This window comes from Micromonospora cynarisoli (assembly GCF_030518815.1).
Taxonomy (GTDB): Bacteria; Actinomycetota; Actinomycetes; order Mycobacteriales; family Micromonosporaceae; genus Micromonospora; species Micromonospora wenchangensis.
Map to the genome: position 1 here is coordinate 5126626 of NZ_CP130426.1, position 12364 is coordinate 5138989.

A 12364-nucleotide genomic window follows, 5' to 3' on the forward strand; every position below is an offset into this window, starting at 1 on the left:
CACCGCTGAGGAAGGAAGAATCCGTGACCGACAGCGTCCGATACGCCGTCGCGGGCGGCCTCGCCCGCATCACCCTCAACCGTCCGGACGTGTCCAACGCCGTCGACCTGCCGACCGCGTACGCACTGGAAGCGGCGGTGACCAGCGCCGGTACCGACGACGACGTGCGGGCCGTCCTGCTCACCGGGGCCGGCCAACGCTTCTGTGCGGGCGGCGACCTCGCGGCGATGGCAGCCGCCGAGGAACCGGCCGCGTACGTGCGGGAGTTGGCGCTGGTGCTCGACCGGGCCCTGCGACACCTGTCCACGCTCCCCAGGCCGGTCGTCGCCGCCGTGCACGGGGCGGTGGCTGGCGCGGGCCTCGGCGTCGTCCTCAGCGCGGACCTCGTGGTGGCCGCCCGTTCGACGAAGTTCGTCTTCGCCTATCCGAGGGTGGGGCTGACCCCGGACTGCGGCGTGTCCGTCCTGCTGCCCCGGGCGATCGGGCAACAGCGCGCACTGCAGTTGGCGCTCACTCCACGTCCGCTCGGTGCCGAGCAGGCACGTGACTGGGGACTGATCGCCGAAGTCGCCGACGACGAAGCGGCGACGCCGCGAGCGGCAGCGATCGCCGAAAAGCTCGCCGCCGGCCCGACCATCGCCTACGGCGAGACCAAACGGCTGCTGCGTGCCGGCTGGGGCGAGCCGCCCGAGCGCGTCTCTCGGGACGAAGCCGACACGATCGCCCGCCTCGTCGCCGGAAGCGGGGCCGTCGACCTCATCACCGGGTTCCTCGGCCGTTCCTGACCGGAGGCGAGGCCGGCAGGCACTCCATCCACCGAGGAGAACGATGCACACCGACAACACTGCCGCCCTCGTGACCGGAGGTGCCTTCGGCCGAGGTGCGGCGACCTCACCGGCGCTTGCCGCACGCGGCACGCAGGTCCCCGCCCGCGCCCTGCCCACCGGCGCCGCACCGGCGCCCGCCGAAGACGGCATCAGCACCGTCCCGGTCACCGCCAGGCAGGGACAGACCGGAAACGGCATTCACTCGTCGTCCAAGCGGAGGTTCGAATCGCGATGAACATCGTCGTACTCGTCAAGCAGGTGCCTGATTCGGGCGCGGACCGCAACCTGCGTGCTGACGACAACACCGTCGACCGCGGTTCGGCGAACAACGTGATCAACGAGATGGACGAGTACGCCATCGAGGAGGCGCTGAAGATCAAGGAGGCGCACGGCGGCGAGGTCACCGTCCTGACCATGGGACCGGACCGGGCCACCGAGTCGATCCGCAAGGCGCTGTCGATGGGCCCGGACGCCGCCGTGCACGTCCTCGACGACGCCCTGCACGGATCCTGCGCCGTGGCCACCTCGAAGGTGCTCGCCGCCGCCCTCGGGCAGCTCAATGCCGACCTGGTGCTCTGCGGCGCCGAGTCGACCGACGGCCGGGTCCAGGTCATGCCGCACATGCTCGCCGAGCGGTTGGGGGTCGCCGCGCTGACCGGCGCGCGCAAGCTCACCGTCGACGGCGGCACGCTGACCGTGGAGCGGCAGACCGAGGAGGGCTACGAGGTGGTCACCGCCGCGACGCCGGCCGTGGTCTCCGTCTGGGACACCATCAACGAGCCGCGCTACCCCTCCTTCAAGGGCATCATGGCCGCCAAGAAGAAGCCGGTGAAGACGCTGTCCCTGGCCGACCTGGGCGTCGCACCCACCGAGGTGGGCTTCGAGGGCGCCACCAGCGCCGTCGTCGAGCACACCAGGCGTCCCCCGCGCTCCGGCGGCGCCAAGATCACCGATGAGGGCTCCGGCGGCGTCCAGCTGGTCGAGTTCCTCGCCACCGAGAAGTTCGTGTGAGGGGTCCGAACATGGCTGAGGTACTCGTCGTCGTCGAAGCCACCAGGGAATTCGGCGTCAAGAAGGTCACCCTGGAAATGCTCACCCTCGCCCGTGAGCTGGGCACCCCGAGCGCCGTGGTGCTCGGCGGCCCCGGTGCCGCCGAGGCGCTCGCCGCCAAGCTCGGCGAGTACGGCGCGGAGAAGATCTACGCCGCCGAGAGCGAGGAGATCGACGGCTACCTGGTGGCCCCCAAGGCGACCGTGCTCGCCGAACTGGTCAACCGGGTGCAGCCGGCCGCCGTCCTGCTCGCCTCGGCCCAGGAGGGCAAGGAGATCGCCGCCCGGCTGGCCGTCAAGCTGGACAACGGCATCCTGACCGACGTGGTCGGTCTCGACGCCGACGGCACCGCCACCCAGGTCGCCTTCGCCGGCTCCACCATCGTCAAGTCCAAGGTCACCAAGGGGCTGCCGCTGGTCACCGTCCGGCCGAACTCGGTCACCCCGGCCCCGGCGGCGGCCACCCCGACCGTCGAGCAGCTCACCGTGTCGGTCACCGACACCGACAGGCTGGCGAAGGTCGTCGAGCGGGTCGCCGAGCAGAAGGGCTCCCGCCCGGAGCTGACCGAGGCCGGCATCGTCGTCTCCGGCGGGCGCGGGGTCGGCAACGCCGACAACTTCAAGTTGGTCGAGGAGCTGGCCGACCTGCTCGGCGGTGCCGTCGGGGCGTCCCGGGCGGCGGTCGACTCCGGCTACTACCCGCACCAGTTCCAGGTCGGGCAGACCGGCAAGACCGTCTCCCCGCAGCTCTACGTGGCGTTGGGCATCTCCGGGGCGATCCAGCACCGGGCCGGCATGCAGACCTCGAAGACGATCGTCGCCGTGAACAAGGACGGCGAGGCACCGATCTTCGAGCTGGCCGACTACGGCGTGGTGGGCGACCTGTTCAAGGTCGTACCGCAGGCCGCCGAGGAGATCCGCAAGCGCACGTAGCCCGGACACCGCCGCTCCCGCATCGCATCACGCGTCGTCCGGACGGCATTCCTCGCGAGCTGATCCGGGTGAGTGACCACGTTGCGGAGGTTCGTCACGGTGGCCGGGTGATCGAGGTGCGACAGCCGACCTTCGGCGACCTGGCCGCGCTGGAAGACATCCTGGAAGCTGAACAGCCCGGCTGTGACCCTGAGGGCCCGCCGTGTTGGGTGGCCGCGGAATCAGACGTCGGCGCAAGGGCATCGGCCAAGCCCGCATGCGCCGTGTCGCCGAGGGTGCCCACGCTGCGGACCTGTCCTTTCTGGTACTCATGCCGCAGGAGCGTGAGGCCGATGCCGCGAGTGATTATTTGATTGATGTTCAATGCGCTAATCTCACGCCATCATTGCCCCGCCCGGGCTGCGGTCGCCCACCTCACCCGGCGGCCGGTTCCCGGGTGTCGGCCGGTACGACCATGGGTGCTCCGGTGACCGGGTCGGGGACGACCTGGTTCGGCATCCCGAACACCTCGGCGACGAGCCCGGCACCGACGGTCGACGCCGGGTGCCCCTCGGCCACGATCCGGCCGTCGCGCATCGCCACCAGGTGGGTGGCGTACCGGGCGGCGTGGTTGAGGTCGTGCAGTACGGCCACCACGGTGCGTCCCCGGGTGACCAGGCGGTGCAGCACGTTGAGCACGTCGATCTGGTGTGCCACGTCCAGGTAGGTGGTGGGCTCGTCGAGCAGGACGAGGGGCGTCTCCTGGGCGAGCACCATGGCGATCCAGGCCCGCTGGCGTTGCCCGCCGGAGAGTTCGTCGACCCGCCGGTCGGCCAGGTCGGCGGTGCCGGTGGAGTCGAGCGCCGACTCGACGGCCTCCTCGTCGGCGTGGGAGAAGCGGCGTAGCACCCGCTGGTGGGCGTAGCGGCCCCGGCCGACCAGTTCGCGGACGGTGATCCCCTCGGGCGCGGTCATGGTCTGCGGCAGGAGCGCGATCCGCCGGGCGCGTTCCTTGGCCGGCAGGGTGACCAGGTCCGATCCGTCGAGCGTGACCCGGCCCTCGGCGGGGCGGAGCAGCCCGGCGAGGGCCCGCAGGAGCGTCGACTTGCCGCACGCGTTGGGCCCGATGAGCACGGTGAACGAGCCGTCGGGCACGGCGAACGACAGGTCGGCGCTGACGGTCCGCTGGTCGTACCGGAGGGTGACGTGCTCGGCCCGCAGCCGCGCGGTCAGCTGGTCGACCATCGGGTCCTCCTGATCTCGTGGACGAGCAGCCAGAGCAGGTACGCGCCGCCGAGGGTGACAGTGACCACCCCCACCGGCACGGTCAGCGGGATCACGTGCTGGGCGATCAGGTCGGCGCCGAGCAGCAGCAGCGCCCCCACCCCGGCGGTGGCGGCGAGCGGCACGCCGGGTGCCCGGACGAGCCGGCGGGCGATCTGCGGGGCGGCCAGGGCGACGAAGGAGATCGGGCCGGCGACGGTGGTGACCGCGCTGACCAGGGCGACCGCGATGACCACGAGGATGGCGCGGCTCCGGTCGACCGCGACTCCGCTGGCGGCGGCGACGTCGTCGCCCAGTTCGAGCTGGGCCAGGGCCGCCGCCCACAGCGGGGTGACCGCCAGCAGCACCAGGATGATCGCGACGGCCGGCCAGACCACCTCGGCGGTGGCCGCGTTGAGCGAGCCGGCCCCCCAGGCGGCGGCGAACAGGGCCGTCTCCAGGTCGGCGCGGAGCAGCAGCCAGGTGTTGGTGGCGGCGAGCATCGAGGAGACGCCGACCCCGACGACGATGAACCGGAACCCGGAGAGCCCGTCCCGGTAGGCGAGCAGGTAGATCGCCAGCGCGGCGAGCAGGCCACCGGCGAGCGAGCCGAGCATCAGCAGGTGCCAGCCGCCGCCGAGCAGCAGCAGGGCGATCAGCATGCCGGTGAACGAGCCGTTCGCCAGGCCGATGATGTCCGGGCTGGCCAGCGGGTTGCGGGTGATGGTCTGGAAGATCGCCCCGGCGACGCCGAGGGCCGCGCCGAAGGCGACGGCGGCGGCGATGCGGGGCAGCCGCCACTCCAGCACGACGGTGCGGGTCAGCCCGTCGATCCGGCCGCCGAGCACGCCGAGCACCTCGTCGAGGCGGAGCGGGAAGTCACCCAGCCAGAGGCCGACGACCGCCAGCACCGCGACGACGAGCGCGGCGGCGGCGCAGACGGCGGCTTCGCGTACGCCGACGGCCACGTGCCGGTGGTCGGTGCCGAGCAGCAGCCGGCGACCTCCGGCGGTGCGGCGGACCGGCCGGTTCACAGCGCGGTCGCCCGTCGCCGTCGGGCCAGCGCGATCAGCACGGGCGCGCCGACGAACGCGGTGACGATGCCGACGGGCATCTCGCTCGGCAGGACGGCGATCCGGCCGAGCACGTCGGCCAGCAGCACCAGCATCCCGCCGGCCAGCAGCGACCCGGCGAGGATGCGGCGCTGGTCGGTGCCGACTCCCCAGCGCACCAGGTGCGGCACCACGAGCCCGACGAACGAGATGGGGCCGGCGATGGCGCTCGCCCCACCGGCGAGCAGGGTCACCGCGCCGAGCACGAGCAGCCGGGTCCGGGCCAGGCTGACGCCCTGGGCGGCGGCCAGGTCGGGGCCGAGCGCGAGCGCGTTGAGGCTGCGGGCCGCGACCAGCGCGGCGAGCAGCCCGGCCACGATCAGCGGCAGCACCGGCAGCACCACTGCGGTGTCGCGTTCGAGCAGGCTGCCGGCGTTCCAGCCGCGCATCCGGTCGAAGGTGTCGGGGTGGGTGAGGGTGATCCCGGTGGTCACGCCGGCGAGCACGGCACCGGTCGCCACCCCGGTCACCAGCAGTCGGGTCGGGGTGGCCCGCAGGTCGGCGGCACCGCCGACGGCGTACACGGCGACGGCGACCAGGAGCGCGCCGAGCAGGGCGAGCCACATGTAGCCGGCCGGCGAGGTGATCCCGAAGAAGGCGATGCCGGCGGCGACGAACGCGGCGGCGCCGGCGTTGACGCCGAGGATGCCCGGTTCGGCGAGCGCGTTGCGGGTGAACGCCTGCATCAGCGCGCCCGCGACGCCGAGGCCGGCTCCGACCAGCAACCCGGCGAGGGTGCGGGGCAGGCGTTGCCCCCAGACGACGTACTGCGCGGTGTCGCTGCCCGCGCCCCGCAGCGCCGCCCAGACGTCCGCCGGGGGCACCGGGTTCGCGCCCACGAAGACCGACAACACCAGCGACCCCAGGAGTACGACGACCGCGCCGACCAGCCACCGTCGGGTGGTACGGCGACGCGCGGTACGGCCGGTGGTCGGCCGTACCGCGCGGGCGGGTGTGGTGGCGGTCAACTCGACGCGGTGAGGATGCGTTCGATGTCGTCGAGGACGGCCTGCCCGCCGACCGTGCCGACGCCGGTGATCCAGAACGACTGGTCGACGAGGTGCAGGCGGGGGAAGGCGGCGGCGTTGGCGGTGACCGAGGCGGGGATGGTGCTGCGGTCGTTGACGTCGACGGTGGTGACGAAGACGTGGTCGGCCTTGGCCTCCAGCACCCGTTCGGGGGAGACGTCGACCGAGATCGAGTTCTCCCAGTCGCGCTCGGGGGTCTTGAAGCCGACGCACTCCAGGGCGCTGCCGGCGAACGAGGTGGGTCCGTAGAGGGTGAGGACGCCGTCGCGGGGGCGGATGAGCTGCGCGGTCTTTCCGGCGGTGCCGAACTTCTTGGCGATGTCCGCGCACCGCTGCTGGAAGCCGGCGAGGAGCTTGTCGGCGGAGTCCGCGCCGCCGAGCGTGGTCGCGGTGAACCTGACGTTGTCCTGCCACGGGTCGGCCTGGGACGCCATGAACACGGTCGGGGCGACGTCGGTGAGCTGGTCGTAGAGGGCGGAGTGGCGGGACTCGGTGCCGATGATCAGGTCGGGCTTGAGGGCCGCGATCTTCTGCACGTTGGGTTCCTGGACGGTGCCGACGGTGGTGATGCCGGCGGCCTTGTCGCCGAGGTACTTGGGCACGCCGGCGGCCTCGTTGAGCACGGCCGCGCCGACCGGGGTGACCTCCAGGGCGATGGCGGTGTCGAGCTGGACCGGTTCGAGGACGACGACCCGGGTCGGCTTGTTCGGCACGGCGGTCTTGCCACGTGCGTGCTCGACGGTTCTGGTGTCGCCGACGCTGCCCGCCGGGTCGGAGTCGTCGGAGCCGCAGGCGGCCACCGCGAGCACCGCCGCCGAGGCGACGGTGAGGGCGAGGAGACGTCGGCGGATTGTTCGAGGGGTCGGCGTGCGCATGGTGCAGGTTCCCGTCTGGCTACTGACAGTGATGACTCACGGCGATGTTTAGGTTAGCATTACCTAATCATCGATCTCTTCGCGGGCTGGCCGGTCGTGCCAGTAGCCCTGGGTGTGCACCTGCTGCGGATCGATGTTCGCCTCGGTGAAGAGACGGCGCAACAGGGCAATTTTGCTACTCTCCGTAGCTGCCCAGGTGTAGAAGTCCGTCCCCGCCGTGGCCGCCGCCCGGCCGTTGCCGCCCAGCCAGTCGGCCACCAGAGCGGTCAGCGTCGTCCCGCCCCGGGCGTCGCCCCGCAGCCGCACCTCGACCCGGTGACCGGCGGTCACGTCGTCGAGGGTGCCGGCGTCCGCCGCGACGCCGGCCTCCAGCAGGACCGTCGCCCGCACCCCCGGACCGAGGCCGGACAGGATGCCGCGCACCGCCGGGTACGCCGTCTCGTCCGCCGCGATCAGCACCCGCGTCGCCGGCCCCGGCTCCCACTGCACGCCGTACCCGGGCTGGCCGGCCCCCACGTGCGGGCCCGACAGGAGCAGCCGGTCACCCGGCCGGGCCGCCGCCGCCCACCCGCTCGCCGGGCCGTGCGGCTGGTGCAGGTAGAAGTCCAGGTCGAGTTCACCCGCGGCCGGCCGGGTCCGGTACGCGGTGTAGCTGCGCAGCCTCGGACGCTCACCGGGGGGAATGGACCGCCACTCGCGTCGCCACGTCTGCTCGGGCAGCCCCGCCCGCAACTCGGCCGGGTAGCCGCCGTCGACCGGCAGCATGATCTTGATGCGCTGGTCGAGCTGGTACGGGGCCATCTCCCGCAGCCGCTCGTCGCCCAGCGTCACCCGGACGAACCCGGGCGACAGCTGCCGGGTCGCCGTCACGGTCGTCGCGAACAGGACGTTTGGCGAGTTGCCGAATGCTGACATGTCGGCAGAGGTTAGCGTGCCCCGTCCGGGCAGCTCACCACCCGGACCCCGCAGTGACCCGGGCCCACCCGGCCGGCGTCCGGTGACCCCCGCGTGACACCCGTCGCAACGGTGGAACCCGCCGGGGCCGGCGACGAACTCCCCGGCGCATCCGTCACCCCCGGTCGCGGCGCTCCCGGAATCGGCCGTCCGACCAGGAAGAATGCGCGGAACATTGACGGTGACCACGGTGGTGGCCCAATCTGACGCCGGCCCGGGTCCCCGGAGGTCCGGGCTTTCCACGCGTCGGCGAAGGAGTTCGTATGCCACACATCACGCTCAATACGAGTGAACCCGGAATCCGCGGCCTGTTCCGCTTCCGGCCGGAGACGGCGTTGCCACTGAACGGGCTGGTCGAGGCACTGCTGTGTGGCCCGGGCACGTTGACCCGGGGCGAAAGGGAACTCATCGCTGCCTATGTGTCGGGTCTCAACGAGTGCCGGTACTGCTACGCCGCCCACGCGGCGTACGCGGCGGCGCAACTCCCCGAGGGAATGCCCCTGGTCGAGCAGGTGCACGACGACGTCGACAGCGCGCCGGTGTCGGCCAAGATACGGGCGCTGTTGGACGTGGCCGGCGCGGTGCAGCGCGGTGGCCGCGAGGTCACCGGGGACCTGGTGGCCGCTGCCCGGGCCGAGGGCGCCACCGACGTGGAGATCCACGACACCGTCCTGATCGCGGCCGCGTTCTGCATGTTCAACCGCTACGTCGACGGGTTGGCCACCGTGCTGCCGGACGACCCCGACTTCTACACCGACCGCGCCCAGCGGATCGCCGCCCACGGCTACCTCGGCGTGCTGCAGCAGGAGGTCATCCACGAGTGACCGGCCCCGGCGGGCCCGTGACGTCGGCGCGCCGCGCCGTCGGCGGGCCTGCCGGAGCGCGTCGGCTGGTTCCCGGCGCGGCGGGATGAGATCCCGGAACTGCGCCCGGTGGCTCGCCGCGCAGTCGACCGCCCGGGCACCCCCGGGCATCGTGAACTCCATGTGACGTATCCTGTACGCGACTCTGGGTAATTGTCCGAGGTGATTTGCCGGTATCGCCCCATTGTGTCATTGCAAGTTGTGATCAATCTTGACCTTGTCGTGAAATGCTTCCTAAGGTCTCTTTTGGTCGTCAGCCTGATCGGGAGAGAGAATCGATGGACGAGGTGTCCCTTTCCGATCGTCTGGGCGACCAGCTACGACGTTTGTGCGAGGTCGGCGGAATCGGTGCGGCAGAGCCGTCGGAACTGCTGGAAAGCCTGCTCGGGCCAGCCGGCGCACAGCCGTTGTCGGCCCCGCCGCGCTGGCCGTCCAATGTCGCGGACGACCACACTCCGGTGGAGTTCTCCATCGCCTTCAGCGCCACCGAACCGCCGACCGTACGGATTCTCGGCGAGACCCTGGGTGCGCCACCGGGCCGGTCGACCAACATGGCCGCCACCCAGCGGTTCCTCGACACCCAGGCGCACCGTGCCGGCCTGTCCACGTCCCGGCTGGATTCGGTACGCGACCTGTTCACCACCGACGACCCGCAGGGTGCCTTCGCGCTCTGGTGCTCACTGGTGTTCCGCAGCGGCCGGCGACCCGAGTTCAAGGTCTACCTCAACCCGGAGCTGCGGGGGGTCGACCTGGCACCGGGCCTGATCTCCGAGGCGCTGCACCGGCTCGGCCTGGGCCGGTCCTTCCGGGCGATGCTCGACCACGGCATCCGGCCGGGGGAACTGGGCCACCGGGACCGGCTGACGTTCTTCGCCCTCGACCTGCACGACGACGCCCAGGCCCGGGTCAAGATCTACCTGACCCACCACGACGCCGGGGTGCCCGACGTCGTCCGGGCGGCCGGGGTGGCCGACGGCGTGGACGCCACCCGGCTCGCCGAGTTCGCCACGCTGGCCGGTGGCGGCCGGACCCGGTTCACCGGTCTCCCGCTGGTGGGCAGCTACACCCTCGTCGAGGGGGCGGACCGACCTGTCGGCTACAGCCTCTACGTGCCGATCCGGGGCTACGTCGACGACGACCAGGAAGCGTACGACCGGGCGGTGGCGGTGCTGGACCGCTACGGCTTCGGCCACACGGTGCTGGACCTGGCGCTCGCCGCGGTGGCCCGGCGGCCGCTGCGCGACGGCGTCGGGCTGATCCCGCACCTGTCGTTGCGGCTGGGCGCCCCCCGACCGGGGGTCACCGTCTACCTGTCCGCCGAGGCATACCAGGTGACCCCGCCGGCACGCCGCCCGGTGACCGTCGACCGCACGGCCCTGGCGACCCCGACCGGCCGGGCCGGCGCGGGACACCCCTGACCGTCCATCGAGGAGCGAGTAGTGGCCGTCGACGCCTACGAGATGTTGCCCCCGTACCGGATCAAGGTGGTCGAACCGATCCCCTTCCTCGACCCGCAGGAGCGGCGGGAGGCCCTCGCGGACGCCGGATACAACCCGTTCGAGCTGCGCGCCGACCAGATCACCATCGACCTGCTGTCGGACTCCGGCACCGGGGCCACCTCGGCCGCGCAGGAGGCCGCCGCCGCGCTCGGCGACGAGTCCTACGCCGGGGCGCGCTCCTGGTTCCGGTTCCGCGACGAGGTACGCGACCTCACCGGCTACCCGCACCTGCTCCCCGTGCACCAGGGGCGGGCCGGCGAGCGGGTGCTGTTCACCAGCCTGCTCGCACCCGGCCAGCTCTGCCTCAGCAACACCCACTTCGACACCACCCGCGCCAACGTCACGCTGGCCGGTGCGGAGGCCCGGGACCTGCCCTGCCCGGCCGCGTTCGACCTCGACAGCGCGGACCCGTTCAAGGGCGACATCGACCTCGACGCGTTGGCCGCCACGCTCACCGGGCCGGAACGGGACCGGGTCGGGCTGGTCCTCATCACGATCACCAACAACGGCCTCGGCGGGCAACCGGTGTCGATGGCCAACCTGACCGCCGTCCGCGACCTGTGCCGCGCGCACGGGGTGCCGTTCTTCCTGGACGCGGCGCGGTTCGCCGAGAACGCCTGGCTGGTCGGGCAGCGCGAGCCCGGCTACCGGGACTGGACGCCCCGGCAGATCGCCACCCACGCCTTCGGGCTCGCCGACGGCTGCGTGGTGAGCCTCAAGAAGGACGGCCTGTCGGCCATCGGCGGGCTCATCGGGTTGCGCGACGACGACCTGTTCGCCAGGTGCGAGGACAACCTGATCGCCACCGAAGGGTTCTCCACCTACGGCGGGCTGGCCGGCCACGACCTCGAACGGCTCGCCCAGGGGCTGCGCGAGGTGGTCGACCCCGCCTACCTGCGGGCGCGGGCCGCCTCCACCGCCCGACTGGCCCGGCTGGTCAACGAGGCCGGGGTGGACACCGTGCAGCCCGCCGGCATCCACGCCCTCTACCTCAACGCCGGCCGGCTGCTGCCCCACCTGTCCCCGGCGGAGTTCCCCGGGCACGCCCTCGGCTGTCAGCTCTACCTCGACGGGGGCATCCGCTGCGCCGAGCTGGGTTCGCTCTATCTCGGCGGGATGGACGACCGGCACCGGCTGGTCACGCCGGCCCCCTTCGAACTGGTGCGCCTGGCCATCCCGCGCCGCGTCTACACCGACACCCACTTCGAGTACGTGGCCGCCGTGCTCGCCGACATCGCCAAGGAACCCGGACGGGTCCCCGGCTACCGGGTGGTCTCGTCGCCGCCCCTGCTCCGTCACTTCAAGGTGCGGTTGGCGCAGCTCCCGACGCCGGGCGGCGGCACCTACTGAACCGGGTACGCCCGGCTCCGGTCAGCTACGGCCGGAGCCGGCCGGCACCCGGCGGGGCGGGACCCGCCGCGTCGCTCAGGCGGTGGCGGGCAGCCGGGACAGGGCGTGCCGCACCAGCTCGATCAGCGCCTGCTTGCTGGAGGCCCGGTCCCGGGCGTCGCACCACAGCAGCGGCACTGTCTCGTCCAGTTCCAGCGCGGCGCGGATCTCCTCCTCGGTGTAGGGGCACTCACCGAAGAAGCGGTTGACGGCGGCGACGAACGGGATGCCCCGACGCTCAAAGTAGTCGACGGCCGGGAAACTGGTGCCGAGCCGGCGGGTGTCGACCAGCACGATCGCCCCCACCGCGCCCTGGGCCAACTCGTCCCAGATGAACCAGAACCGGTCCTGTCCCGGGGTGCCGAACAGGTAGAGCACGACGTCGTTGCTGATGGTGATCCGCCCGAAGTCCAGGGCGACGGTCGTGCTGGACTTGTCCTCCACGCCGGTGATGTCGTCCACCCCGATGCTGGCCTGGGTGAGGACCTCCTCGGTGACCAGTGGCGGAATCTCGCTGACCGACCCGACCAGGGTGGTCTTGCCGGTGCCGAAGCCGCCCGCCACGACGACCTTCACCGATTTCCGATCCACGT

At 72.1% G+C, this 12364-nt stretch carries 13 protein-coding genes; 7 read left to right on the top strand and 6 right to left on the bottom strand.

Translation table 11 applies throughout. The features are described 5' to 3' along the window. The first annotated feature begins 23 nt into the window (after positions 1-23). From Q2K16_RS22285 to Q2K16_RS22300, 4 genes are read left to right on the top strand one after another with little or no spacing between them, the layout of a single operon-like run. Complete coding sequence (locus Q2K16_RS22285; protein ID WP_302739885.1) at positions 24-785, top strand: enoyl-CoA hydratase/isomerase family protein; 762 nt, start codon at positions 24-26, stop codon at positions 783-785. Positions 786-828: 43 nt separating this feature from the next. Further along, positions 829-1062 carry a hypothetical protein gene (locus tag Q2K16_RS22290; RefSeq protein ID WP_302739887.1) on the top strand — a complete coding sequence of 78 codons (234 nt, stop codon included), beginning with the start codon at positions 829-831 and terminating at the stop codon, positions 1060-1062. Next, positions 1059-1838, top strand: coding sequence for an electron transfer flavoprotein subunit beta/FixA family protein (locus Q2K16_RS22295; protein ID WP_302739888.1), 780 nt, complete (start codon positions 1059-1061; stop codon positions 1836-1838). The genes Q2K16_RS22290 and Q2K16_RS22295 overlap by 4 nt, the downstream gene beginning before the upstream one ends. Before the next feature lie 11 nt (positions 1839-1849). Next, the gene (locus tag Q2K16_RS22300) at positions 1850-2809 is read left to right on the top strand and encodes an electron transfer flavoprotein subunit alpha/FixB family protein (RefSeq protein ID WP_302739890.1); all 960 of its coding nucleotides are present in this window, start codon (positions 1850-1852) and stop codon (positions 2807-2809) included. A 414-nt stretch (positions 2810-3223) separates the two neighbouring features. Here the strand turns inward: Q2K16_RS22300 and Q2K16_RS22305 are convergent, their stop codons facing one another. The 5 genes from Q2K16_RS22305 to Q2K16_RS22325 all read right to left on the bottom strand — a co-directional run bounded on the left by Q2K16_RS22305 (position 3224) and on the right by Q2K16_RS22325 (position 7981). Continuing rightward, positions 3224-4021, bottom strand: coding sequence for an ABC transporter ATP-binding protein (locus Q2K16_RS22305; RefSeq protein ID WP_302746577.1), 798 nt, complete (start codon positions 4019-4021; stop codon positions 3224-3226). Next, positions 4018-5085 carry a FecCD family ABC transporter permease gene (locus Q2K16_RS22310; RefSeq protein WP_302739892.1) on the bottom strand — a complete coding sequence of 356 codons (1068 nt, stop codon included), beginning with the start codon at positions 5083-5085 and terminating at the stop codon, positions 4018-4020. Before Q2K16_RS22310 ends, Q2K16_RS22305 begins: the two co-directional genes overlap by 4 nt. After that, complete coding sequence (locus tag Q2K16_RS22315; RefSeq protein ID WP_302739894.1) at positions 5082-6131, bottom strand: FecCD family ABC transporter permease; 1050 nt, start codon at positions 6129-6131, stop codon at positions 5082-5084. Before Q2K16_RS22315 ends, Q2K16_RS22310 begins: the two co-directional genes overlap by 4 nt. Further along, positions 6128-7066: an ABC transporter substrate-binding protein gene (locus Q2K16_RS22320; RefSeq protein WP_302739896.1), complete on the bottom strand. Its 939-nt coding sequence runs from the start codon at positions 7064-7066 to the stop codon at positions 6128-6130. The genes Q2K16_RS22315 and Q2K16_RS22320 overlap by 4 nt, the downstream gene beginning before the upstream one ends. A gap of 63 nt (positions 7067-7129) precedes the next feature. Then, the gene (locus Q2K16_RS22325; protein WP_302739897.1) at positions 7130-7981 is read right to left on the bottom strand and encodes a siderophore-interacting protein; all 852 of its coding nucleotides are present in this window, start codon (positions 7979-7981) and stop codon (positions 7130-7132) included. A 302-nt stretch (positions 7982-8283) separates the two neighbouring features. On the opposite strand from Q2K16_RS22325, the gene Q2K16_RS22330 reads away from it, so the two are divergent. The 3 genes from Q2K16_RS22330 (at position 8284) to Q2K16_RS22340 (ending at position 11732) form a co-directional block, all read left to right on the top strand. Continuing rightward, complete coding sequence (locus Q2K16_RS22330) at positions 8284-8844, top strand: carboxymuconolactone decarboxylase family protein (RefSeq protein ID WP_302739899.1); 561 nt, start codon at positions 8284-8286, stop codon at positions 8842-8844. Positions 8845-9161: 317 nt separating this feature from the next. Beyond that, positions 9162-10301: a tryptophan dimethylallyltransferase family protein gene (locus Q2K16_RS22335; RefSeq protein WP_302739901.1), complete on the top strand. Its 1140-nt coding sequence runs from the start codon at positions 9162-9164 to the stop codon at positions 10299-10301. Between the two features lie 21 nt (positions 10302-10322). Next, the gene (locus Q2K16_RS22340) at positions 10323-11732 is read left to right on the top strand and encodes a tryptophanase (RefSeq protein WP_302739902.1); all 1410 of its coding nucleotides are present in this window, start codon (positions 10323-10325) and stop codon (positions 11730-11732) included. 75 nt (positions 11733-11807) lie between these two features. Here Q2K16_RS22340 and Q2K16_RS22345 read toward each other — a convergent pair whose 3' ends face one another. Then, a complete protein-coding gene (locus Q2K16_RS22345) occupies positions 11808-12362 on the bottom strand; it encodes a GTP-binding protein (protein ID WP_302739904.1) in 555 nt (184 codons plus the stop codon). Positions 12363-12364: the final 2 nt, after the last annotated feature.

What these genes read in the sequence shown, in the direction of transcription:
- Q2K16_RS22290 (WP_302739887.1), top strand. Translation starts at nt 829, where the DNA reads ATGCACACCGACAACACTGCCGCCCTCGTGACCGGAGGTGCCTTCGGC.
- Q2K16_RS22295 (WP_302739888.1), top strand. Translation starts at nt 1,059, where the DNA reads ATGAACATCGTCGTACTCGTCAAGCAGGTGCCTGATTCGGGCGCGGAC.
- Q2K16_RS22300 (WP_302739890.1), top strand. Translation starts at nt 1,850, where the DNA reads ATGGCTGAGGTACTCGTCGTCGTCGAAGCCACCAGGGAATTCGGCGTC.
- Q2K16_RS22320 (WP_302739896.1), bottom strand. Translation starts at nt 7,066, where the DNA reads ATGCGCACGCCGACCCCTCGAACAATCCGCCGACGTCTCCTCGCCCTC.
- Q2K16_RS22325 (WP_302739897.1), bottom strand. Translation starts at nt 7,981, where the DNA reads ATGTCAGCATTCGGCAACTCGCCAAACGTCCTGTTCGCGACGACCGTG.
- Q2K16_RS22330 (WP_302739899.1), top strand. Translation starts at nt 8,284, where the DNA reads ATGCCACACATCACGCTCAATACGAGTGAACCCGGAATCCGCGGCCTG.
- Q2K16_RS22335 (WP_302739901.1), top strand. Translation starts at nt 9,162, where the DNA reads ATGGACGAGGTGTCCCTTTCCGATCGTCTGGGCGACCAGCTACGACGT.